General features: G+C 69.5%; 18 protein-coding genes. 9 read left to right on the top strand and 9 right to left on the bottom strand.

All coding sequences use genetic code 11. The features are described 5' to 3' along the window. Position 1: 1 nt before the first annotated feature. From BLU09_RS16015 to BLU09_RS15995, 5 genes are all read right to left on the bottom strand, one after another. Entirely contained in the window at positions 2-1,108 is a 1,107-nt protein-coding gene (locus tag BLU09_RS16015) for a hypothetical protein (RefSeq protein WP_244171756.1), read from the bottom strand. A gap of 154 nt (positions 1,109-1,262) precedes the next feature. Further along, the gene (locus BLU09_RS16010) at positions 1,263-2,090 is read right to left on the bottom strand and encodes a hypothetical protein (RefSeq protein WP_090490398.1); all 828 of its coding nucleotides are present in this window, start codon (positions 2,088-2,090) and stop codon (positions 1,263-1,265) included. A gap of 135 nt (positions 2,091-2,225) precedes the next feature. Beyond that, positions 2,226-3,608, bottom strand: a complete 1,383-nt coding sequence (locus BLU09_RS16005; RefSeq protein ID WP_090490397.1) for a sigma-54-dependent transcriptional regulator — start codon at positions 3,606-3,608, stop codon at positions 2,226-2,228. Then, on the bottom strand, positions 3,605-6,577 hold the full coding sequence (locus BLU09_RS16000) for an ATP-binding protein (RefSeq protein ID WP_090490396.1): 2,973 nt from the start codon (positions 6,575-6,577) through the stop codon (positions 3,605-3,607). Before BLU09_RS16000 ends, BLU09_RS16005 begins: the two co-directional genes overlap by 4 nt. After that, positions 6,574-6,768, bottom strand: coding sequence for a hypothetical protein (locus tag BLU09_RS15995; RefSeq protein ID WP_090490395.1), 195 nt, complete (start codon positions 6,766-6,768; stop codon positions 6,574-6,576). Before BLU09_RS15995 ends, BLU09_RS16000 begins: the two co-directional genes overlap by 4 nt. A 221-nt stretch (positions 6,769-6,989) precedes the next feature. On the opposite strand from BLU09_RS15995, the gene BLU09_RS15990 reads away from it, so the two are divergent. From BLU09_RS15990 to BLU09_RS15980, 3 genes are all read left to right on the top strand, one after another. Further along, on the top strand, positions 6,990-8,177 hold the full coding sequence (locus BLU09_RS15990) for a GNAT family N-acetyltransferase (RefSeq protein ID WP_244171755.1): 1,188 nt from the start codon (positions 6,990-6,992) through the stop codon (positions 8,175-8,177). 77 nt (positions 8,178-8,254) lie between these two features. Continuing rightward, a complete protein-coding gene (locus BLU09_RS15985; protein ID WP_090490393.1) occupies positions 8,255-9,250 on the top strand; it encodes an NAD-dependent epimerase/dehydratase family protein in 996 nt (331 codons plus the stop codon). A 3-nt stretch (positions 9,251-9,253) separates the two neighbouring features. Continuing rightward, on the top strand, positions 9,254-10,114 hold the full coding sequence (locus BLU09_RS15980; protein WP_090490392.1) for a WGR domain-containing protein: 861 nt from the start codon (positions 9,254-9,256) through the stop codon (positions 10,112-10,114). 67 nt (positions 10,115-10,181) lie between these two features. Here the strand turns inward: BLU09_RS15980 and BLU09_RS15975 are convergent, their stop codons facing one another. After that, a complete protein-coding gene (locus BLU09_RS15975; protein ID WP_244171754.1) occupies positions 10,182-11,024 on the bottom strand; it encodes a hypothetical protein in 843 nt (280 codons plus the stop codon). 170 nt (positions 11,025-11,194) lie between these two features. Here BLU09_RS15975 and BLU09_RS15970 point away from each other — a divergent pair, with 170 nt between their 5' ends. Continuing rightward, positions 11,195-12,397, top strand: a complete 1,203-nt coding sequence (locus BLU09_RS15970) for a substrate-binding domain-containing protein (RefSeq protein ID WP_167371090.1) — start codon at positions 11,195-11,197, stop codon at positions 12,395-12,397. A 27-nt stretch (positions 12,398-12,424) separates the two neighbouring features. On the opposite strand, the gene BLU09_RS15965 is transcribed toward BLU09_RS15970, so the two are convergent. Further along, positions 12,425-13,222, bottom strand: coding sequence for a M14 family metallopeptidase (locus tag BLU09_RS15965; RefSeq protein ID WP_090490389.1), 798 nt, complete (start codon positions 13,220-13,222; stop codon positions 12,425-12,427). Positions 13,223-13,315: 93 nt separating this feature from the next. Then, the gene (locus tag BLU09_RS15960) at positions 13,316-13,759 is read right to left on the bottom strand and encodes a Spy/CpxP family protein refolding chaperone (protein ID WP_244171753.1); all 444 of its coding nucleotides are present in this window, start codon (positions 13,757-13,759) and stop codon (positions 13,316-13,318) included. A 382-nt stretch (positions 13,760-14,141) separates the two neighbouring features. On the opposite strand from BLU09_RS15960, the gene dnaE reads away from it, so the two are divergent. The 5 genes from dnaE (at position 14,142) to BLU09_RS15935 (ending at position 21,170) form a co-directional block, all read left to right on the top strand. After that, positions 14,142-17,699 carry a DNA polymerase III subunit alpha gene (gene dnaE / locus BLU09_RS15955; protein ID WP_090490387.1) on the top strand — a complete coding sequence of 1,186 codons (3,558 nt, stop codon included), beginning with the start codon at positions 14,142-14,144 and terminating at the stop codon, positions 17,697-17,699. Positions 17,700-17,769: 70 nt separating this feature from the next. Then, positions 17,770-18,483, top strand: coding sequence for a SitA6 family polymorphic toxin lipoprotein (gene sitA6, locus BLU09_RS15950; RefSeq protein WP_244171769.1), 714 nt, complete (start codon positions 17,770-17,772; stop codon positions 18,481-18,483). A gap of 6 nt (positions 18,484-18,489) precedes the next feature. Next, on the top strand, positions 18,490-19,218 hold the full coding sequence (gene sitI6, locus BLU09_RS15945) for a SitI6 family double-CXXCG motif immunity protein (protein ID WP_090490385.1): 729 nt from the start codon (positions 18,490-18,492) through the stop codon (positions 19,216-19,218). A 5-nt stretch (positions 19,219-19,223) separates the two neighbouring features. Beyond that, a complete protein-coding gene (locus BLU09_RS15940; RefSeq protein WP_090490384.1) occupies positions 19,224-20,051 on the top strand; it encodes a crotonase/enoyl-CoA hydratase family protein in 828 nt (275 codons plus the stop codon). Positions 20,052-20,132: 81 nt separating this feature from the next. Continuing rightward, a complete protein-coding gene (locus tag BLU09_RS15935) occupies positions 20,133-21,170 on the top strand; it encodes a prephenate dehydrogenase/arogenate dehydrogenase family protein (RefSeq protein WP_090490383.1) in 1,038 nt (345 codons plus the stop codon). A gap of 18 nt (positions 21,171-21,188) precedes the next feature. Here BLU09_RS15935 and BLU09_RS15930 read toward each other — a convergent pair whose 3' ends face one another. After that, on the bottom strand, positions 21,189-23,825 hold the full coding sequence (locus BLU09_RS15930) for a U32 family peptidase (RefSeq protein WP_090490382.1): 2,637 nt from the start codon (positions 23,823-23,825) through the stop codon (positions 21,189-21,191). Positions 23,826-23,834: the final 9 nt, after the last annotated feature.

Here is a 23,834-nt window from a genome sequence, read left to right as displayed (position 1 = left end):
GTTAGTAGAAGAGCTGCAGCTGGCTCGTGCCCGTGACGGAGGCACGTGCCTGGGAGATGTCGCCCGTCCACGCGACGGCGACCTCTGTCCGGAGGTTGAGCGTGTGCTTCTGGAACCAGATGTTGAAGCCGGGCTTGAGCGCGAGCAGGTCCTGGCCGGCCACGCGCGCGTTGAAGTACTCGCCGGAGATGAGCGGTTGGAACTTGCCGAAGCGCCAGCCCGTCTCCGCGTAGAAGCCCGTGCCGCTCTGCGGGTTGTCCAGGCCCTGGCGGTAGTGGAAGAGGGTGGCGTTGAAGACGAACTCCTGGTCGTTCGCCAGGGGCACGTCGAGGAATACGTCCGCGGCCGTGCCCAACGCGTCATGGAGACCGGATTCGGTGGCCACCGCCTGGGGCTGGTAGTCGGCGCCGATGCCCACCGACAAGCGCGGCTCGGAGGCGAAGTAGATGCCTTGGAAGAAGAGGTCCTCCTCGCGCGTGAAGAAGTTCCAGCGCGCCATCGCCGTGACGCGAGGCAAATCGTCCGGGTTGAGCACGGTGCCCTCCGGGGTCGTCTTTCCGTTGACGCCATTGAAGATGGCGGCCCGGAATCCCAAGGGGCCGGCGAAGCCGCGGACCTGCACGCCGATGTCCCGCCACACCTTGCCCACGCCAGGTGCCCAGCGGACCAGGCTGGAGTGGTAGTCCACTGCCTGCAACGCGACGGCGCCCTGGAGGACATGGCGCGTCAGCGGTGGCAGCAGCATGCCCACGTCAATCCAGACTTTCTCCGCCATCTCATAGGAGATGAACGCGTCCTGGATGAAGAAGGCGACGTTCCAGTCGCCGTTCTTGCCGAAGTTGGGCTGGTCCGTCTCGGCGAAGAACGACAGCTTCTGGGTGACGTGGCCGAAGACGAGCAGGCGCGTGCGCCGCAGGAACATGTCGGAGCTGGGGCCGCCGGACGGCGCGCCTTCGTCGACAAGCTGGAGCTGCGGCTGCAGGAGGATGGCGACGTTGAGGTAGGACTCCTCGCTGATGGGAATCTTGAATGCGCTCGACGGCGTGGCTGACAGCAGGACCGCGAGCGCGGCCATGAACGACAGCATGCGTGCGGGGGCAGTGCGCATGCCCCAGCACAGAGCAACGTGTCTGCCAACACGCCGCGCTCGGAGATTCAAGACGTTGCAGGTTGGCCCGGCGCGTCAGGACGTTACCGAAGGTGACGTTCGCGTTACCGTGGTAACGCTTCATGCGCTGCGTCGTAACGCTTCGCGCGCGGCGTCAGGTCTGCTTGGAGTTCGAGTGGTCGCCTGTCTTTCCTAGCAGGTATCCACCATGGCTGATGGCCAGCAGGGCGAGCATGCCTTGCGACAGGGCGGGCATCGCGTGGGTCGTCCCGCGCGCCACCGACATGGCCACGTCCATGAAGTAGCCCACCGCGGCGATGAGCGTGAAATAGAACATCTGCACCTTGGCCAGGTCGATGTGCGCGGTGTTGCCCACTTCGTCTCCCTGGAACATGTCCGCCATGCGCGCGTCCGTCATGTTCGCGTTGGCGTAGAGCACGCCCTGGCGGTGAGCGTCGATGTCCGCGGGGGCCTCCGCGAGCTGGACGGAGGTGTTCTGCACCAGCTTCTCGTCCGGGCTGCGCGCACGCTTGCCGCCCAGCACCAGCGGTGTGCCCAGCAGGGACGTGGTGGAGATGCCCATGGCAATCCAGAGCTCCTGGGGGATGTCGACCCCCACGGCGTTGGGCGCGCCCGACTTCACGCGGGAGAGTGTCATCGTCAGGTAGCCCGCCATCACCACCACGGTCCACACGAGCGCCTGGAATCGGGAGAGGCTCATCAGGTTGCGCTCACTGATGAGCAGCGCCAGCGGCACGCCCGCGATGGCCTTGCCCAACACCAGCAGGAAGCCGGTGAGCATGGCTGCCGTTCCGAGCAGGTTCCATCCCGGCGGCAGGAACCACGTCGTGGTGATGACGGCCATGGGCATGACCGTGGTGAGCACCACCATCCGCCCGTACTCCGCGCGAGGAATGACGCCAACGCCTTCCCCCGCGCGATTGCCAGCCCCACTGCCAATCACAGGCACGCTGTCTGCCATGAGCTCCCCCTGCGGTGTGTTGGCGGAAATCCTAGCGATGGGGCGCGGCAGGCGTTCCGCCGTGCCGGGGCTGCGCCCCTGGCGGACGGGCTTCCAGCACTGGAGGGCAGTGGACAGGCGCGAGGGCGACGTGCCTCAGGCGCGCGTGCGAGGGATTCCCAGCTTCTGGCGCTTCTCCCACAAAGCCTTGCGGCTGATGCCCAGGCGCTTCGCCAGCTCCGTCTCGCCCATGCGCTCCTGGTGCTCCATGACGAAGCGGCGGAAGTACTCCTCCATGGAGTCCGGTGAGGCGCAGCTGGCTTCCTCGGCGGCGGCAGGGCTCGTGTCGGCGGACTCGGTGGACGCTCCGAAGCTGTCCGCCGTGTCGGGCAGCTCCAGCGCCAGGAGTCCCGCTGTCACCACCGGGCCATCCGCGAGGATGACGGCGCGCTCCAGGGCGTTCTCCAGCTCGCGCACGTTGCCCGGCCAGGGATGGGAGGTGAGCGCTTCCAAGGCCTCGGGAGACAGGCTCGCCGTGGGGCGGCCAAGCTTGCGGCTCGCCTTCTCCAGCAGGTGCCTGGCCAGCGCGGGCACGTCCTCCGTGCGCTCGCGCAGCGGCGGCAGGCGGATCTCCACCACGCGCAGGCGGAAGTAGAGGTCCTGACGGAAGGACCCCTCCTGTACCCGGCGGGGCAGGTCCCGGTGGGTCGCCGCGACGATGCGCACGTCCACCTTGCGGGGCCGCGTCGCGCCCACTCGCCGCACTTCGCCGTCCTGGAGCATGCGCAACAGGCGCGCCTGCGCGGGGGCGGGCAGCTCGCCAACCTCGTCCAGGAAGAGCGTGCCGCCGTGCGCCGCCTCCACGAGCCCCGGGTGCGCGGCCTGCGCGCCGGTGAAGGCGCCCTTCTCGTGGCCGAACAGCTCACTCTCCAGCAGGCCTTCGGGAATGGCAGCGCAGTTCACCGCCACCAGCGGCCCGTCCGCCCGGGGGCTCTGGGCGTGGAGGGCCCGCGCCACCAGCTCCTTGCCGGTGCCGGACTCGCCCAGCACCAGCACGGTGGCGGGGGAGGGCGCCACCTTGCGGACGCGCTCGAAGACCTCGCGCATCGCGGCGCTGTTGCCCACCATTCCGCTGACGGGGTGGGCCTGCTCCACCTCGCGCTTGAGCGCCGCGTTCTGCCGCGTCAGCAGGCCTTCGCGCAGCACCCGCTCCACCTGCATCAGCAGCTCGTCATGGTCGAAGGGCTTGGCGATGTAGTCCACCGCGCCCAGCTTCATCGCGTCCACCGCCGACTTCACGGTGGCGTAGCTGGTCATGATGAGCACCGGCACGCCCGGACACATGGAGATGATGTCCGTCCCCGGGGCGCCCGGCAGGCGCAGGTCCGACAGCACCAGGTCGAACGAGTCCAGCGGGTAGTCGCTCGACGCCTCGTGCACGGAGCCCGCTTCGGACACGTCGTGCCCCGCGCGCACGAGCAGCCGGCGAAGCTCCGTGCGGATGATGGGCTCGTCTTCGATGACCAGGATGCGGCTCATGCCGGGGCCTCCCGCTCGGGGTTCACGCTGGCTTCCATCCGGCGTGGCTCCGGAAGGCTCACCACGACGCTAGTCCCTCCCCCCTGCCGCTTGTCCACCTGCATCGTTCCGCCGTGCTCCCGGACGATGCCCGCCGCGAGCGCCAGGCCTAGGCCCGTTCCCTCGCCGGGGCCCTTCGTGGTGAAGAAGGGCTCGAACACGCGCTGCGCCAGCTCGGTGGGAATCCCGTGTCCCCGGTCCATGACGCGCAGCCGCACCGCGCCACCGTCGATGTCCGCGTCCAGCTCCACCACGCCGTGCTCGGGTGAGGCGTCCATCGCGTTGGTCAGCAGGTTGACGAGCACCTGCTCCAGCCGCTGCGCGTCGCCTTGCACCTCCAGGCCCTCTGGACAGCGATGCTCGAAGCTCACCCCATGCTGCTTGCGCGCCAGCCGCGCCAGTTGCACGGCTTCGCTCAGCAGTGGCGCCACGGCGACGCGCGTGAAGGGCCGAGCCTGTCCGCCCACCGTGCCTTCGTGGCTGAAGCCCACCAGCGTCCGGACGATGGCGTCGATGCGCCGGCACTGCTGGAGGATGAGCCCCGCGCGCTCCTGCACCGCCGCCGGGTCCTCCAACTCGTACTTGAGGTTCTGCGTCAGGCTGGCGATGGCCGTCAGCGGGTTGCCAATCTCATGGGCCACGCCCGCGGCCACGCGCCCCAGCGAGGCCAGCCGGTCCTGATGCGCCATGCGCGCGTCCACGGCCTTTCGTGCCGTGAAGTCCTCCACCAGGAGGGCCATGCCCTCGGACGTGCCCGTGCCCTGCTCCGCGGGAGAGAGCCGCGAGCGGTGCAGCCGGAGGATGCGCTCGACGCCCGACACGGTGACGCGCGTCTCCGTGTCCCCGTCCACACCGCTGGCGAAGCCGGACAGCAGCGGGCCCCAGGGGGCGGGCAGGGCCTCCAGGGGATGGCCGCGCACGGTGTCCACCGGCACGCCGGAGAGCTGCTCGAGCGTCGCGTTCCAGAGGACGACCTCGCCATCCGGCCCCACCGCGCAGACGCCCACCGGGAGGTCCTCCAGGATGCGGCGCAGGTAGCGGCGCACGGCCTCCAGCGCGGGCACCGGGCCTTGCAGCCCTCGCGCATCGCGGAGGCGCTCCTCGACGAAGCGGAGTTGTTCGGCCAGGGCCGTGCGCGCGCCGGGCTCCAGCCGCAGCGCCTCCTCCACCGTCATGCGCGCGAGCACGGGTCCCAGCAGGCCCGACAGGTTTCGCTCCACGCCGTCGCGCAGGCGGCGCAGCTCGGAGGGCCGGCGCTCGTCCTGCGGCAGCGACAGGGACTGCAGCGCCCGGTTCACCTCCGCCGTCGCGGCCTCCTCACCCAGCAGCGGGGCCAGCTTGCGGCGGAACTCGTCGGGCGAGCCCGCCACCACGCCACCCGCGGCGGGCGCGGCCTCCTCGCGTGTGCAGGCCCGCGCGGCCTCTGCTTCCTCGGCGGACTGACGCGTCGCCAGCGACACGCCGATGAAGGCCAGCCCGTTGAGGCTGAGCGAGGCAAAGGTGGCGAAGCCCCAGGGCTCACTGTCGGAGAAGCCGAGCAGCGCCGCCATGCGGTGCGTCCACGCGACGACGCCCGGTGACGCCCACAGGGGCACCACCAGCGTCAGCAGCCACAGGCTGGCGCCCGCCACCAGGCCCGTCAGCAGCCCGGCGCGCGTGCCCCGCTTCCAGAACAGCAGCCCCAGCACGCCCGGGATGAACTGCGCCACCGCGACGAAGGACACCAGCCCCAGGTCCACCAGTCCCGTGCCGCGAATGTTCAGCAGCCAGTGGAAGCCGTAGCCGGCCAGGATGATGATGCCGATGAGCAGCCGGCGCGCCCACAGCAGCCAGCCGTAGAGATTCGGCTGCCCGCGTGCGTAGCCCAGGGGCAGCACCAGGTGCGTGAGGCACATGGGCGCCAGGGCCAGCGTGGTGACGATGACCATGGCGCTGGCCGCGGAGACGCCGCCCAGGAATGCACCCAGCGCCAGCCACGTGGCGCCGCGTGACGCGGGCACCGCCAGCACGTGGAAGTCCGCGGGCCAGGGCAGTCCCAGCGCCTCGCCGCTCCAGAGCACCACGGGGACGACCAGGTTCATCACCAGCAACAGCAGCGGGAAGGCCCAGGTGGCGGTGGCCAGCCCCTCACGCTCCGGGGCCTCGGTGAAGGCCACGTGGTAGCTGCGAGGCGTGAGGAACGCGGCCGCGCAAGAGAGCACCAGCAGCGGTGACCAGGAGGCATCTCGCGCCGGGCGTTGAAGTGCGTCGATGGCCTCTGGATGCGCGTCGACCCAGGCCAGCAGCCCATCCACGCCGCCGAATACGTTGGAGACCGCCCAGACGCCCACGGCCACCAGTGCGACGAGCTTCACCGCGGACTCGAAGGCGATGGCCAGCATCAGGCCTTCGTGCCGCTCGCGCGGGGTGAGGTGCCGTGCGCCGAAGAGGACGGAGAAGACGGTGAGGACCGCGCAGAAGCCCAGGCCCACCAGCGTGGGAGACGCGGAGGGACTGAGGACGCGCGCGGACTCCACGACGGCCCGCACCTGGAGCGCCAGATAGGGCAGGCTGCCCGCCAGCAGGAACAGCGTCACCGCCGTGCCGGTGGATTGCCCCGGGTAGCGGAAGGCCAACACGTCCGCTAGCGACGTGAGCTGCAACTCGCGGGACAGGCGCAGCAGCGGGCGCCACAGCACGGGAATCAGCAGGCACGCCAGGGTGACGCCCAGGTAGATGCCCAGGTAGCGGAAACCATGCCGGGCCGCGTAGCCCACGCTGCCGAAGTAGGACCACGACGTGGCGTACACGCCCAGGGCCAGTGCGTAGACGAGCGGATGCTGGGTGATGCGCGCGGGGATGGCGCCTCGCTCCGCCGCGTAGGCCACCAGGAAGAGCACCAGCAGGTAGGCGACGGACGCGGCGACGAGCGAGCCGAGCTCGAGCGTCATGGGGCACGACTCCGGTGCGCAGCCCAGCCGCCCAGGAGGATGACGCCCAGCCACACCGCGAAAGGCAGGTACCCCGGCGCGCCCTCCGCCAGCCACAGTCGGCGCAGGGGCGAGCCGAAGAGGAGCACCGCGACGGCGAAGACGAGCAGCGACGGCATCACGGGGGCGTCGGGCTCGGTAGGGCGCTTCATGGCGGCGAGGATACCAGCCGTGTCGCCTTCGGGTGACGCAGCCGCCACGCGCGTCGTGTGGAGGCGGTGGGCCTGTTCGCCGGGCGCGGGAGGCGCACCTGCTGTCCGGACGTGGGCGCACGGGCCTGCCTGGTCGTGGATTGTGGCTCGACAGGCAGGCCGGGCCGTCCTGAGAATGCGGGCGGCCGAGCGGTGCCTGCGTGCGCCGTCGGGGAACGGAGATGCGAGTGGAGACGCAGCCTGGCGACTTCGGACCGCCGAGAGACGAACGTGAGATGGCCGCCGTCGCGGACATCATGATGCAGTCGTATGCCCTGTCCCCCGCCGACACCGCAGCCTGGGTGCAGCGAGCGTCGCGGCCGGACCTGCGGTTGTTGCGCGAGGGCGGTGAGGTGGCGGCCACGCTCGTGTTCATCCGCATGGGGCAGTGGTACGGCGGGCGCAGCGTGCCCGTCATCGGCGTGGGGGGCGTGGGTGTGTCTCCCGTCCACCGGGGACGCGGCACCGCCACGCGACTGATGCAGCACCTGCTGCGCGAGGCTCGCGCGACGGGCGCTCCGCTGTCGGTGCTCTATCCCGCGACGCAGCCGCTCTACCGGCGCGTGGGGTACGAGCACGCGGGCACGCGGCAGGAGATTCGCATCCAGGTCCCATCGCTGGACTTCAGTGAGCGGGCGTTGTCGCTCCGGGCCATCGAGGAGAAGGACACGCAGGCTATCGTCCTGAGCTACCAGCGCCACGCGCGTCACCGGCCGGGCTGGCTGGACCGCGGGGACTTCTCATGGGGCCGCGTCCGCAACATGCGCGGCGAGGTGGCACATGGCTACCTGGTGGAGGGCAGCGCCGGTGTGGAGGGCTACCTCTACGTCATCCGCCGGCAGCTCAAGGACTTCAATCAGGAGCTGTTCCTCACCGACGTCGTGGCCCATACGCCCGCGGCGGCGCGGAGGATTCTGAGCTTCCTGGGCGACCACCGTTCCCTGGCCACGGATGTCTTCTGGTACGGCGGCGTGGACGACCCGCTGCTCCTGCTGCTTCGCGAGCAGACGTACGCGGTGAAGCAGGCGACGCACTGGATGGTGCGGGTGCTGGACGTGGCCTCCGCGTTGGAGGCGCGCGGCTGGCCGGAGGGACTCTCCGGCACCCTCCATCTGGACGTCGAGGACGACCTCTTCCCGGAGAACCAGGGCCGCTTCGTGCTGGAGGTCTCGGACGGTCAGGCGCGCGTGCGCCGTGGCGGCGACGGCGGCCTGCGGCTGCACGTGCGGTACCTGGCGCCGCTCTACACCGGCCACCTGTCCGCGGCGTCGCTGCGGGCCATGGGCGTGCTGGAGGGGGATGATGCCTCGGTGCGCGCGGCGGGCAGTCTCTTCGCCGGGGCGCCGCCCTCCCTGCGCGACATGTTCTGACCCGGGCCGGGCGCTCTATCGGGCCCGGCGCGGGAGTGCTAGGAGCGCAAGCAGTCCTTCACAGGAGCGTGCAGGCAATGCGGGCATTCGTCACCGGTGGTTCAGGCTTCGTGGGCAGGCACCTCCTCACCGCGCTGAAGGTGCGCGGGACGCCCGCTCGGGCCCTGGCGCGCTCCGCCGCGGCGCTGGCCTCGGTGACGGAGGCCGGCGGGGAGCCCTTCGAGGGCGACCTGTCGGACGTGGAGAAGCTGAAGGCCGGCATGGAGGGCTGTGACACCGTCTTCCATTGCGCCGCGGTGGTGAAGGGCTGGGGCGCGCGCAGCGCGTTCTACGAGACGAACGTGCGCGGCACGGAGCGGGTGCTGGAGGCGGCGCGAGCCGCGGGCGTCAAGCGACTGGTCCACGTCAGCACGGAGGCGGTGCTGGCGGATGGCTCGCCCCTGGTGCGGGTGGATGAGACGATGCCCCTGCCCGAGCGCCCCATTGGCGACTACCCCTCCACGAAGGGCGAGGCGGAGCGCCGGGTGCTCAGCGTGAATGCGCCGGACTTCGTCACCGTGGCGGTGCGTCCCCGCTTCATCTGGGGCGCCGGTGACACGTCGCTGCTGCCGCAGTTCCAGGAGGCGGTGCGGACCGGGCGCTTCCGGTGGTTCGGCGGCGGCCGTTACCTGACGTCCACCTGCCACGTGGCCAACTGCGTGGAGGGCATGCTGCTGGCGGCGGAGAAGGGCCGCGGCGGCGAGGCCTATTTCCTCACCGACGGGGAACCCGTGGAGTTCCGGGGCTTCATCACCGCCATGCTCGCGACGCAGGGCGTGGACGCGGGCGAGCGCACCCTGCCATACGGCGTGGCCGCGACGGTGGCCACGGTGGGGGACTTGCTGTGGGGCACCTTCGGCCTGGGCGGCCGGCCTCCGCTCACCCGCACCGAGGTGCTGCTCATGGGGCGGGAGGTGACGGTGCGAGACGACAAGGCCCGCCGGGAGCTGGGGTACGAGGGCCGCCGCTCCCGTGAAGAAGGGCTCCGGGAGATGAAGGCGGAGCATCAGAGCACGGCGTCGCGTATGCTCTGAAGCATGCGAAGGTTCGAGTTCGTGGAAGGCTCCAGCTCCAAGTTCTGGGAGCCGGAGCTCAAGGGCAACACCTTCATCGTCACCTTCGGCCGCATCGGCACCGCCGGTCAGCGGCGGGAGAAGGCTTTCGCGGACGAAGCCGGCGCCCGGAAGGAATACGAGAAGAAGGTCGCTGAGAAGCTGCGCGAGGGCTACCTCGAGGTGACGGAGGGCGGCGCCGCGGAGGCTGCGCCCGCGCCACCGCCCGCGCCGAAGAAGGCGGAGCTCCCCCGCCGCGTGCCCGCGGCCACGCCCACGCCCGAGTCGCTGAAGGCCGCCGCCGAGGCGCTGGCCGCGCTCCGGGCCCGGCTGGGGTGGCGGAGCTGGGAGGTGACGTCGCGGGCCCGGCGTGCGAAGCGCGCGCTGCGGGCCCTGGGCGGCGTGGACCCCGCGGCCCACTCGGAGCTGGCGGGCACCTTCACCGCGTTGATGGAGCGCGTCGTCGCTCCCAAGCAGGACGGCCGGCTCCCGCTGCGGCACGCGCTCGCGTTGCTGGGCGAACTGGACGTGGCCGCCTTCACCCGCGCGGCCGAGGTGTGGCTCGCCGCGCCGGACGCCGTCCCCGCCGCGACGACCGTGGCCCGGCAGGCGTCGGCGCTGGGGCAGCCCGAGCTGGCGCTGCGCATGGGCATGCTGCTGGCGGAGCGTCCCGGTCAGGCGGGCGCGCCTTCCGAGGAGGGGTGGAGCAAGCGGTGGACGCGCCTGCGGCCGCACGTGGAGGAGCAGCTGTCCTCCAGCGGCGGCTCGCTGGCCACCTGGGCCCAGTCCATCGATGCCTCGAAGGACGCGCACCTGGCCAGCCGGTTGGCCCGCCTGGAGGCGTGAGGCGCCGGCGTCGCTGGCTTTCAGGAGCGCGTGGGAGTGCCCCACGCGCTCCGCGAGAGGCGGTGGGCTAGCCCGGGCCGCCGTCGCTGGGCGCGGACGACTTCTTGGCGGCGCCCTGGCCCGAGGACGGGACGCTGTCGGGCTGACGGTCCATCTCCGCCGTCGGATAGGCGCGCGCGGCATCCAGGTAGGACTGGGGCTTGATGCGCCGGCGCATGCGCCACGTCAGGTTGTCGGGCTGCACGAGCACGGGCTCACCTTCGGCGCGCTGCTCCACCAGGTGTCCGTCGCAGAAGCGCCAGAGCTTGCGGCCGTCCACCTCCTGCCGCGCGTAGAACAGGTCCGTCTGCCCCACCTGGGGGTTGGGCGGGCACCAGGTGCGGCGGGCGGCCTCCTCCCGCTCGGGCATCTCCTCGCGCCACTGCCGGCGGGCATCCTTCAGTGCCACGGCGGCCAGCACCTTGGGCCCTTCTTCCAACCGGGCATCCACCTCCGTCAGCAGCTCCTGGCCACGACGGGCAATCTCCGGGAAGGCCCCCGTGTTGCGGAAGCTGCACTCCTTCAGCCGGTTGAGCGTGTAGCGGTGCACCTCCATGAGGGGCGGAAGCGAGCCGGTGGCCTCTCGCATCATCGCCAGTTGGCGAGCGTGGTCCGGCGCGTCCAGCTTGGAGAGGTTCTCCGTCTCCCGGAGGAAGCGGGCCATGGTTCCATTCACCGTCGTCAGCTCGTCCGCCAGCCACCGCGGTTCCGAGGACGCACAGGGGTCCGCTTTCGCCTTCTTGTAGTCCCGGTACTCCGCTCGGGACATGCCGAGCGAATAATGCTCCACCGGAGGAGCGGGCTTGGTCGCGCACGCGCTCAGCGCCGTGCCCAGGCCCGCAAGCACGAGCTGCCGAATGTTGGGCGTCATCCGCCCATTCTGGCATGTCATTTGTGTTCAAACAAACGTGTAGAAGCGGACATTTCGGATTCCAGGCCTGGGTTTCGAGGCGGACGTGCCGCCCCTGTACGGCGTCGCGGAGGTTGCCTACAAGGATGCTCAGGCGCAGAGCACCCGTTCCCAGAAGTGCGAGCCGGTCCATGAAGCCCGCGGTCCTCATCATCATTGGGGTGCTCACTGCGTTGGGTGGGGCCCTCTACCTGTCGTCGCGGCGCGCCGCGGAGCGAACGGAAGAGGCGCGTCCCGCGGCGCAGGCGCCCGTCTCCACCCGCGCGGTGCGGACGGAAATCACGTTCCTCTACAGCACGGAGAAGAAGGCGTGGGTGGAGGAGGCCGCGGCGGACTTCCAGAAGGCGCATCCGCTCATCCGGGTGAACCTGGTGGGCCAGGGCTCGCTGGAGGCCGCGCGGGCCATCCTCGAAGGCCGTGAGCGGCCCACCGTGTGGAGCCCCGCCGACAGCGCGGTGCTGCGGATGCTGGAGTCGGACTGGGCCACGGACGCCACGCGTGAGCCGCTGTTCGCCTCGGAGGGCGAAGCGGCGCCGCGGCCGTTGGTGAAGACGCCGCTCGTCTTCGTGGCGTGGGAGGACCGGGCGGAGGTGCTCCTGCGCGCCAGCGGCGGGGGCGCGGTGTCCTGGAAGGTCATCCACGACGCGGTATCCAGTGACCAGGGCTGGCCGGCGGTGGGCGGCCAGCCGGAGTGGGGCTTCGTGAAGCTGGGCCACACGGACCCCACGCGCTCCAACTCCGGGCTCCAGGCGCTGCTGCTGGCGTCGCTGGAGTTCTACGGCAAGCAGAGCGGATTGACGGTGGCCGACCTGCTGGAGCCGCGGTTCCAGACGTGGCTGAGCCAGTTGGAGCGGGGCACGGGCCGCTTCGAGCAGTCCACGGGCGCGCTGATGGCGGACATGGTCCGCTTCGGCCCGTCCCGCTACGACATCGCCGTGGTGTACGAGAACCTGGCCATCGCCCAGCTCTCCCAACCGCCGGGGAACTGGGGGGCGCTGAAGGTCCTGTACCCGACGCTCACGTCCTGGAGCGACCATCCGGCGGCGGTGCTGGACGGGGACTGGGTGCTGCCCCGCCAGCGTGAGGCCGCGCTGGAGTGGCTGCGCTATCTGCACAGCCGGCCGGTGCAGCAGCGCGCGCTGGCCTTCGGCTTCCGCCCCGCGGATGCCTCCGTGCCGCTGACGCCCCCCGGAGAGGCCAGCCTCTTTCCCCCGCTGGCCGCGCGGGGCCTCCAGGTGGAGGTGCCGGACGGCGCGGAAGTCCCCGAGGGCGCGGTGGTCCGCAACCTCCTCACGCTGTGGACGCGCCGGGTGGGCAACGCGCGGTCGCCGTAGCCCGCCGCTTCGTCCGGTGCTCCGCCCTCAGCCGCCGCGCGCCACCAGGTCGATGAAGCCGCGAATCCAGATGAGATTCACCGCGTCACAGACGTCACGCGGCGTCGGCGTCGTCGTCTCCAGCGCGGCCGTGTAGGGCACGCCCTGGCGCGCGTACCAGTCGGTGACGCTGCCGTCGTGGTACTCGATGAGGCCGTCCGCGTCGGCGAAGCTGTGGTCGTCCACCTTCTGGCTGCGCACCACCGCGACGTGCTTCGCGCTGGCTTCCACCAGCGGGCGGTAGGCGGCCTTGTCTCCGAAGGTGTACGCATACGTCGACGCCCCGCCCAGGTAGTCGTCCTGGTGGATGTCGAGCGCGGCGGCCGGAGCGGCATAGCGCGCCAGCTCGCTGCGTATCGCGCGCGTCTCCTTGGGGCCTCCGTCATACAGCGCCCAGCGGAGGATGGGGCGCGCGACGTTCAATTCGCCCACCCACTCCCCGGGGGCGACTTCGTAGCGGAGGAAGTCGTTGTTGGGCTTCTCGCCGCTGCGGTTGTACCGGGTCCCCGCCTCGAAGCCGGACGGGTTGATGCAGGGGTAGACGCGCAGCCCCACGCCGCGCTCCACCGCGTACGCCGCCACCGCCGGGAAATGCTCGGCCAGGGTGAGGGGACCGGCGGGTTCCTCCCCGTGGAAGCCGGAGGTGATGACCAGCCAACGCTCCCCCGGGACGACGAGCCGGAAGAGGGGGTAGTCCTGGTCCCCCTCCGTCACGCGGCCGTATTCGGAGACGTCCGCGACCTGGGCGTGGGCGCGGATCCGCTTTGCGTAGTCGGTGTAATTCACGCACCTAAACTAGCCGTGCTTCGCCGCCCCGCCCACCCTTTCCCGCAAGCACACACCCCACCTGTCCTGACGCCACGGTGGCGTGCGCGCGGACTACGGGCCTACGTGCTCGCGGAACTGTTCGGCCAGCGCCTGGCGCTGCTGCGGCGTCAGCGTGCCGTGGACCTCCAGGGCGGCGTCTGTCGCCTGGTGAGCGAAGGCGCGCATGGCCTCGATGCGCGCGTCCACCAGGGCGTGGAGCTTCTGCTGGTCTGGCGTGTCCGACGCGAGCTGTTGGAAGGCCTCCTCGCGCACCGCGCGGTGCTCCTGCATCAGCTGCACCCCGTCGGAGAAGAGTCGGTCCTTCACGGCGTGGATGGACTGGCGCTGGGACTCCGTGGCGTCCAGCGTGTCCAGCTTGTCGTCGAGCTTCCACGTCACGAGTTGCTTCACGCGCTCCGGGTCCTTGCCCCAGCGGGGGCCTCCCCGCAGCGCGAAGCCGCTGAGCAGCGCGACGGCGAGCATCGCGGAACCGACGACGGCGAACCTCTTCATCATGGCCTTCTCCTGGGTGGAGCGCGGACGGCTCCACGTGAAGTCGCCACCCCTCGCGGCGACGATGGGCAATGTGCCGGCCCGCCGTTGCTGGGACTTGTACGAGGCGTGAAGAAGTATGAAGCCGCCCGTGCGCTCACCGGCCCAGGGGCCACGTCCCGGCGTCTGAGGGTTGGACGCATCGTGAGTTCCACGGAGACGGGCGGTGGGGAGGGCGGGCCGTTAGCGTTCCGTCCAGGGCTTCCGCTCATGGCGGAACGCCGCAAGAGGCCGATTTTCCGGCTTCCCCCGCGCTTCTCCGCCAGGGGCAACACTGGACTGGCGAGCAGGGGAGCACGGCCCTAGTGTTCGGCGGCACCCCGGCCTCCAGGAGCGGAACGCGCTTATGTCCTTTACCCACCTCCACCTGCACACCCTCTACTCGCTCCTCGATGGGGCGATCCGGATGAAGGACCTCATCAAGACGGTGAAGGAGAAGGGGATGAGCAGCGTTGCCGTGACGGACCACGGCAACATGTTTGGCGCCATCGACTTCTACAAGAAGGCGAAGGACGCCGGCATCAAGCCGATTCTGGGCATGGAGGCCTACGTCGCCGGACCCAAGGGGCGTGAGGACCGGTCCGAGAAGGTCTCCCACCACCTCATCCTGGTGGCGAAGAACGAGGAGGGTTACGCCAACCTGCGCTACCTCTCCTCCACCGCATACATGCACGGGTTCTACTACCACCCGCGCATCGACAAGAAGGTGCTCGCCGAGCACAGCAAGGGCCTGTTCGCGCTCACCGCGTGCCTGGGTGGTGAAGTCACCAGCGCGTGCTTCCGCGGCGACATGGACCACGCCCGCCGCGCCGCGCAGGAGTACAAGGACATCTTCGACCCGGGGCACTTCTTCCTGGAGGTGCAGTCCAACGGGATGCCGGAGCAGGACAAGGCGAACGAGAACCTCAAGCAGCTCTCGCGCGACCTGGACATCCCGCTGTGCGCCACCGCGGACGCGCACTACATCAAGCGCGAGGACGCGCGTGCCCACGAACTGCTCATGTGCATCGCCAGCGGCAAGACGCTGGCGGACGGCAAGCGCATGAAGCACTCCACGGACAAGCTCTACGTCACCAGCCCCACGGAGATGCTGGAGTTCTTCAAGGACACGCCCGAGGCGGTCCACAACACCCAGCGCATCGCCGAGCAGTGCAACCTGGAGCTCAAGCTGGGCAAGCCGATGTTGCCCACCTTCAAGGTGCCCGACAGCCACACGCCGGACAGCTTCATGGCGGAGCTGGCGTACGAGGGCCTGCGCGAGCGCTTCAAGGAGCTGGCGGCCACCGTCACGTACCCCATCGACCGCGAGCAGTACCAGGCGCGGCTGGCGCTGGAGATTGGCGTCATCCAGAAGATGGGGTTCAGCGGCTACTTCCTCATCGTCCAGGACTTCATCAACTGGGCGAAGAAGATGAACATCCCGGTGGGCCCGGGCCGTGGCTCCGGCGCCGGCAGCCTGGTGGCCTACGCGCTGCGCATCACCGACGTGGACCCCATCCCGTACAACCTCCTGTTCGAGCGCTTCCTGAACCCGGAACGCGTGTCGATGCCCGACTTCGATATCGACTTCTGCCAGGACCGCCGGGACGAGGTCATCCAGTACGTCGGCCGGAAGTACGGCGAGATGAACGTGGGGCAGATCATCACCTTCGGCTCGCTCAAGGCGAAGAGCGTGCTGCGCGACGTGTGCCGCGTGTTCGCGCTGCCGTTCAGCGAAGGCGACCGCATCGCGAAGCTGGTTCCCGAGGTGCTCAACATCACCTTGAGGGAGGCCATCGAGATGGAGCCTCGCCTCAAGGAGATGATGGAGACGCCCTCCAACATCGGCGAGGTGGAGGGCAAGCCCGTCACGACCAGGGACGTGCTCGAAATCGCGCTCGCGCTGGAGGGCCTGCACCGCCAGCCCGGCATGCACGCCGCAGGCGTGGTGATTGCCGACAAGCCGCTGTGGGAGTTCGTGCCCGTCTACCAGCCGCCGGGTGAAAAGACGCTCATCACCCAGTTCGCCAAGGACGAGGTGGAAGCGGCCGGCCTGGTGAAGTTCGACTTCCTCGGTCTGAAGACGCTCACGGTGATTCAGCACGCGCTGGACCTGGTGAAGCGCAACCACGGCAAGGACATCCCGCGGCACGAGATTCCGCTCAACGACGAGAAGACCTGGGAGTTGATGGCCAAGGGCGACACGGCCGGCATCTTCCAGATGGAGTCCAGCGGCTTCACGGAAATGGTCGTGAAGCTCAAGCCGAACTGCTTCGAAGACGTCATCGCCGCCGGCGCGCTCTACCGCCCGGGTCCGCTGGACTCCGGCATGGTGGACGTCTTCATCAACCGCAAGCACGGCCGGGAGAAGGTGTCGTACCCGCACCCCGCGCTGGAGCCGGTGCTCAAGGACACCTACGGCGTCATCGTGTACCAGGAGCAGGTGATGCAGATTTCGCAGGTCCTGGGTGGCTACACCCTGGGCCGCGCGGACCTGCTTCGCCGCGCCATGGGCAAGAAGAAGGCCGAGGTCATGCAGGCCGAGCGGGCCGGCTTCCTCGAGGGCTGCGCGAAGAACAACGTCGACCTCAAGGTCGCCGGTGAAATCTTCGACCTGATGGAGAAGTTCGCCGAGTACGGCTTCAACAAGAGCCACTCGGCGGCCTACGGCCTGGTCACCATCCACACGGCCTGGCTGAAGGCGCACTACCCCTGCGAGTTCATGGCGGCCCTTCTCTCCAGCGAGAAGGACAACACGGACAAGGTGGTGAAGCACATCGGCGAGGCGCGCGAGTCGGGCCTCGAGGTGCTGCCGCCGGATGTGAATCAGTCCGACATGGAATTCGGCGCGGTGAGCGGGAAGATTCGCTTCGGCCTGGGCGCCATCAAGGGCGTGGGCGAGGGCGCCATCGAGTCCATCCTGGAGGCGCGCAAGGACGGCCCCTTCAAGAGCCTGTTCGACTTCTGCGAGCGCGTGGACAGCCGCAAGGTGAACCGGAAGGTGATGGAAGCGCTGGTGAAGGCGGGGGCCTTCGACTTCGAGAAGCGCTCACGCCGGCAGATTTTCGACACCATCGAGAAGGCGATGAACCGCGGCTCGGCCAGCCAGAAGGACAAGGCGGCCGGCCAGAGCTCGCTGTTCGGCATGCTGGCGGGTCCGTCCTCGGACGGTGGTGGCGGCGGGTTGAAGGACGACTACGTCGAGGTGGAGGACTGGTCGGAGAAGGAGCGGCTGTCGCTGGAGAAGGAGGCCATTGGCTTCTACGTGTCCGGCCATCCGCTGCACCAGTACGACAAGGAGCTGAAGCGCTACGCGCGGCCGATTACGGCGGTGCAGCGCGCGCGCAAGGACGACAAGCTCACGGTGGCGGGCATCGTCACGGTGCTGCGCGAGCGGCCCACGAAGACGGGCAAGCGCATGGCGTGGGTGACGATTGAGGACTTGTCCGGCTCCATCGAGCTGGTGTGCTTCCCGGGCAAGGACGGCACGCGCAACGTGATGGGCCGGGACGGCAAGTGGGCGAAGCAGGGCCCCAAGCCGGGCTTCGAGAACTGGGAGCACCTGCTCAAGTCGGACGACCCCATCCTGGTGTCGGGCACGGTGCAGATCAGCCAGCGTGACGAGGACACGCCGACGCCGGAGCTCATCGTCGACGACATCCAGAGCCTCAAGGCGGTGCGTGAGAAGCGCACCAAGCGGCTGGAGCTGCGCGTGCCGGCGGACCTGCTCACGGAGGAGCGGGTGGCGAAGCTGCACGAGTTGGCGAAGAAGTACGCCGGCGCCACGCCCGTGGCGGTGAGCGTGCTCTTCAAGGGCGAGGGCGAGGCGCTCATCGGCAACACGTCCATCAAGGTGCAGGTGAATGACGACCTGCTGCTCGCGGTGGACCGCCTGTTCGGCATGCGGGTGGTGGAGTTCGGCTGAGCCGGGGCTGATTTCTAAAAGCCGGATTCCATGACGGCTGATGGGCCAGCGCCAGTACTGTGGCTGGCCCATGGAGCTTGAGTGTCGTGGATGGCTGCTGCTGCCTGGGCTCGTGAGCCTGCTGTTGGTGGGCTGTGCGTCGACGGCACCTGGGCTCGCTTCGCTAGGCGAACCTCTTTCCTCGCTGGAGTGCGAGCGCTCGGATGAGGGCGCCTGCGTGGTCCTCGCTTGCGAAAGCGGGACGTGTGGGCTGTTCGATTGCGAAGACGTCGCGCTGGAGGCAGAGGCGCAGGCCGCATTCAGGCCGGTGCTGGCTGGAGCGTTTCGCCCACCGGCACGTGGAGTTCCCTCGTTTCGCCACTGGCGGAATCTGGGGATTCGCTCCGGTTCACGGCCACGGATGACGTTCCACTTCCGTTACCGGGAGGGCTTTCTCCCCGCGCTGCCGAGAGGTCCCGGCAAGTTGGTGCATCACCACCTGTTTCCTCAACAGCCAGAGCTTGCGAGGTGGTTCAGGTCGCACGGCGTCGACATCCACAAGTTCACCATCCTCATTCCCGAGCACATCCACCGCCAACTCCATAGCGGCAAGGGGCGGGGTGGTATGTGGAACCAGGCGTGGCGGGATTTTCGGGACAGCCAGCAGGGGCGTTCGATGACGTCAGAGGAACTGCACCGCAAGGCGGTGGAGTTGATCTTCCGCTTCGAGCTGACGGGGCCCGTCGTGCCATACAATGCGCCGGTCTCGCCCTATCAAGCAGTGCCATCCATCCGTGCTCCGTGAGGAACCTTGAAGTTCTACCGAGTTCATCCAGACACGGCGTCGGGCTACACGGGCTCTGTGGACGCGGTGAACAAGTGGTGTCTTCCTGGCGTGCATCCCTGTCCCGTTTGCCGCGCGGGCGGAGGGGCTCCCTGGCTCGCATACCCGTGCGTGGACCTGTCCAGCCTTCCTCGCGACGAGTTGAAGAAGCTGTCCGACCCCTGGCCGGTCTCTCGTGAGGAGTTCTCGCGATTGAAAGCGTTGATTGCGCCCCTGGCTCCGTCGTGGGCATTGCTGGAGCCAGGGGCCCAGTTCGGACCGTGTGAAGGGAAGGGCGCTGGCCGTTTCGGCCCGCTCTTCATGCAGGACGCACCCACGCTGTTTGTTCAGCGGGCCGCTTTCGAGCGATTGAACGCCGCGGGCGTGCGAGGGCTTCAAGGGGCGTTGGTCGAGGTGCGTTTCCGTGGAAAGGCTCCGCCCGAACTGCTCCAACTGCAACTGGAGTTGCATGGACTGCTGCATCAAGCCTGTCTCCCGAAAGAACGCGAACCACCATGCCCGGCATGCGGCGCCAGCAAACAGGCCTGGCCCCGCACCGTCGTCCTCGACGCAGCTTCTTTGCCGGGAGACCGGGACGTCTTTCGTCACCGGCAGGGCTGGGCAACCGTCATCGTCAGTGAGCGCTTCGTCGAAGCCGTGAATGACCTCGAACTGGATGGCGTGACGTTCGAGGAACTCGAAGTCCGGGAGGGCTGAGCTGAATGGACGGGACCTACAAGTCGCTGCGCATCGAGAGGAATGAAGGCGTCGCCGAGTTGGTGCTCACCGGCCCTGGCAAGGGCAACGCCATGGGGCCCGACTTCTGGCGGGAGATGCCCGAGGCCATCCGCGCGCTGGATGCGGATGACTCCGTCCGGGTCGTGCTGGTTCGCGGCGAGGGCAAGCACTTCACCTTCGGCCTGGACCTCATGGGGATGATGGAGTCACTGGGGCCGCTGCTCACCGGCGAAAGCAACCTGGCCCTGGAGCGCTTGAAACTGTTGTCGCTGATTGGCGACATGCAGCAGGCCACCGAGGGCATGGCCCGCTGCCGCAAGCCCGTCATCGCCGCCGTGCACGGCTGGTGCATCGGTGGAGGCATGGACCTCATCGCCGCGTGTGACTTCCGGTACTGCTCCCAAGACGCGAAGTTCTCCCTGCGCGAGGTGAAGGTGGGCATCGTCGCCGACCTGGGCGCGCTCCAGCGGCTGCCTCGCATCATCGGCGAGGGCCACACGCGCGAGCTGGCCTACACCGGGGGGGACGTGGATGCCGCCCGCGCCCTGCGCATGGGGCTGGTGAACGAGGTGTTCCCCACGCCGGAGGCCCTGCTGGAGGAGGCCCGAGCGACCGCGAAGCGAATCGCCGAGAATGCCCCGCTCGTCGTCCAGGGCGCCAAGCAGGTCATGGAGTACTGCGCGGACAAATCCATCGCGGATGGCCTGCGTTATGTGGCGGTGTGGAACTCCGCGTTCCTTCAGTCCCATGACCTGGCCGAAGCCTTTTCCGCATTCGTGGAACGCCGCCCCCCTCACTTCCAGGGGCGCTGAGCCCCTCGGCCGAGGGGCTTCCTCCGCTTGCGCTGGCGATGCGAGAATTCCAGGAACATCTGGAATTTGGAGTCCGGCGACATGACGGAAAGCATCGCGCTGCTGGGGTACGGCCGCTTTGGCCGTGCCTTGTCTGGCCTCCTGCTGGAAGCGGGCCTCCCGCATCGGGTGTTCGAGCCGCGTCAGGATGACGTGCCCGACGCACTGAAGGCACCGACGCTCGCGGAGGCTGTGGAGGGCGCGGGGCTGGTGGTGCTCGCCATGCCCGTGTCTGGAATGCGCTCGGTGCTGGAGGCGCTTCGCCCGCGCCTGTCCCCCACGCAGACGGTGCTCGACGTCGGAAGCGTCAAGGTGCGCCCTGTGCAGGTGTTGGCCTCCGTGTTGGGGCGAGACATCCCCTGGGTGGGCACGCATCCACTGTTCGGCCCAGCCAGTCTGGCGAGGGGCGACCTGCCTCGCCGCACGGTGGTGTGCCCGAACGAGCTGCACCCAGAGGCCGTGCGCAAGGCCCGGGGACTGTTCGAGCGCATCGGCTGTGAAGTGACGGAGTTGTCGCCGGATGCGCACGACGCGCTGATGGCGCGCACGCACGTGCTCACCTTCTTCCTGGCCCACGGGTTGCTCAAGGCGGAGGCCGGAAAGGACCTGCCCTTCGCGCCGCCCAGCTTCCAGCCGGTGGCCCGCCTGGAGGAGTACGCACGGCTGGAGGTGCCCCACCTCTTCGGCGTCGTGCAGTCGGAGAACCCCTACGCGCGGGACGCACGCGTGCGGCTGCTGGATGCCCTCACGCAGCTCCACCTGGGTTGTGAATCAGGGCGCTCGGGCGCGCCGGAGCCTGTCGCCGCGCCGCCCGGGCTGACGGACGTGCGGGAGCGCGTGGATGCGTTGGACCTGGAGCTGGTTCAACTCCTGAATCGTCGCGCCCAGCTCATCCAGCAAGCAGCACACCTGAAGGCCGAGCACGGACTCCCGCTGCCAGACGCGGAGCGCGAGGCGAGCCTGCTGGAGACCCGGCGCCAGTGGGCCGAGGAGCAGGGGATGGACGCGGACGACACGGAAGACGTGTTCCGCGCCGTCCTGCGCTTCTCACGCCGCGCCGTGCCCACGGGCTCCCGCTGAACGCGGTGGGCTTCGGCGTCAGCGCTGTACGGTGAAGGTGGGGTTGAGCACCTTCATCGTGCCCTTCGTCACGCCGAACTGTTCGTGCACCGCCGCGCGGCGCACGGCCTCCGCGGGGGAGATGCGACCGGCCAGCAGCTCCTGGTACGCGGAGAGCACGCGCGAAGCTTCCTCGCGGGACTCGCGCACGAACTCCACCCGGAAGCGCCGCATGCCCCGCGTGAGCAGCGACGGCACGAGCGACGCCGCGCTCTGCGCCTGCGCGTTGAACACCGTGTTCCGGCACCCCACGTCCACCACCACCGGATGCTCCAGCCCCTTGTGGTCCCTCAGGGACACGCGGTGCTTCTCGCATGGCCGTCCACAGCTCCGGTAGTCGCGCCCGTGGGACAGCGTGTGGGAATACACGCAGTGCTCGGTGTGGAACGTGGAGATGTGGTGATGCACCGTCACCGTGAAGCGCTCCGCGGGCAGGTGCTCCAGCATGGCCCCCAGCTGCACCGCGTCCAGGTCATGCGCGAACGTCAGCGTGTCCAGCCCAAGCCCCAGCAGATGCAGCGCCGTCACGGAGTTGGTGACGTTGAGCGAGAAGTCCGCGTGCAGGGCGGGGCGCGTCTCCCCGGGCGCGGGCGGACGCTCCAGGAAGTGCATCATCGCGCCCCAGTGCCGCACCAGCACCGCGTCCGGCTTCAGCTTCGCGATGCGCGCGTCGTAGCCTTCCTCGCCCGGCTTCTGCACGCGCACCGTGGCAATCGTCACGCGCAGCCCCGCCGCGCGCGCACGCTCCACCGCGCGCTGGAGGCCCACCAGCTCCATCCAATCCAGCTCGACTTCGGGCAGCCCCGCGGCAATCACCGCTTCGAGCTGCTCGTCCGTGCGGCACAGCGGCAGCAAACGCACGTCCTCCACGGCGCGGGGCGTCGGCTGCACGCGCTCACGCAGCGACGCGCGCAGGGACTCCAGCGTGGAGCCTTCGTTCACGGTCCGCACCGGACCGCGCGCCACGGCTTCCGACAGCTCCGCCACCAGCCGGCGCCGCAGCGCCTTCATCTCCGACACCGGCAAATGGAGCCCCGCCGCGAGCCCGGACGTATCCAGCCCCGTCAGCGTGAAAGGCGTTCCGCCCAGCGCCGCCAGCTTGTCCCGCAGCAGCGCTTCGTCGATGCCGCCACCGCGCGCCTCGGCCAGCGCCACCTCGCTGGACACCGAATAGACGTGTCCACCGCGCGCCCGGCCCAGCACCGTCAGCGGCGAACCGGCGGCGCCTGTCACGGTGAGCTCCAGAGGCACGCGGCCTTCAGGCTCGCCGCGCCCCAGCAACTCCTCCGTGCGCTTCGCCAGGGCCGGGTCGCTCGTCATCCAGACGCGCTGGCCCGGCTTCACCCGGCCCAGGTCCGGACCGGGATTGCCGAAGCCCAGCACCCATCCACGGCCCTTGCGCTCCACTCGGAACAGCGGACCGCCGGGTTCGTGCTTGTCCTCGGGGTGCCCGTCGTCGAATACCACGCCCATGCCGGGGCGGGGTGACACCTCGGCCGCCACCGGTGTCTCCGTCTCCAGCGGAGAGGACACCTTGCCCACGGGCGCATCCGGACGCATCTTCTCGTCGTCCTGGCCCAGCCCGCCCGTCCAGGGACGGCCCTCCGTGTCGTCCACCACGCGCACGTCACGACCGTGCACGGACTCCACGCGGCCCAGGTACGCGCCCCGGTGCTTCGGGAAGCGCCCCTCCACCAGCGTCTGGTGGTCCGAGCCCGCGAAGAAGCCGTGTGAGAAGCCCCGGCTGTACGACAGCGTCATGTCCGCCAGGTCCTTCCGCAGCGCCCCCGTGTCCGGCGTCCCCGCGGACACGCCATCCACCCAGCGCCGGTAGCCCTGCACCGCCGTGGCGACGTACTGAGGCCCCTTCTGCCGACCTTCAATCTTCAGCGAGTGGACGCCAATCTCCACGAGCTGCGGCACCGCCATCACACCCGCGAGGTCCTTGGGGCTGAGCAGGTACTGCACGTCGCCCAGCTCCCGCGTCTGGCCATCCACCACCAGGTCGTACGGAAGCCGGCACGACTGCGCGCACTGACCGCGGTTGGCGGAGCGTCCCCCCCACGCCTCGCTGGTGAGGCACTGACCGCTCCACGACATGCAGAGCGCGCCGTGGATGAAGACCTCCAGCTCCACGTCCGTCTCCGACGCCAGCCGGCGAATCTCCGCCACGGACAGCTCGCGCGGCACCACCACGCGCGTGGCGCCCAGGCCCTTCGCGAAGCGCGCGCCCTCCGCGCTCGAAATGGTCATCTGCGTGGAGGCATGGACCTCCATCTGCGGACACACCGCGCGGGCCACCAGCGCAATCGCGGGGTCCTGGACGATGAGCGCGTCCACGCCGGCTTCGGCGATGCGGCGCAGGATGTTCTCCACCACCGGGAGCTCGGGCTCGAAGACCAGGGTGTTCAGCGTCAGATAGGCGCGGGCGCCGGCGCGGTGCACGAGCGCCAGCGTCCCCGGCAGGGTGGCGAGCGAGAAGTTCTCCGCGCGTGCGCGTGCGTTGAACCCTTCGTCCAATCCGAAATAGATGGCGTCCGCGCCACTGGCGAGCGCGGCCTTCATCGAGTCGAGGTCCCCAGCGGGGGCGAGGATTTCGGGGCGGCGGCGGGTCATGGCGCGACC

It is taken from the genome of Myxococcus virescens (assembly GCF_900101905.1).
In the GTDB taxonomy this organism is placed as follows: domain Bacteria; phylum Myxococcota; class Myxococcia; order Myxococcales; family Myxococcaceae; genus Myxococcus; species Myxococcus virescens.
This window is presented reverse-complemented; position numbering and strand designations above follow the sequence as displayed.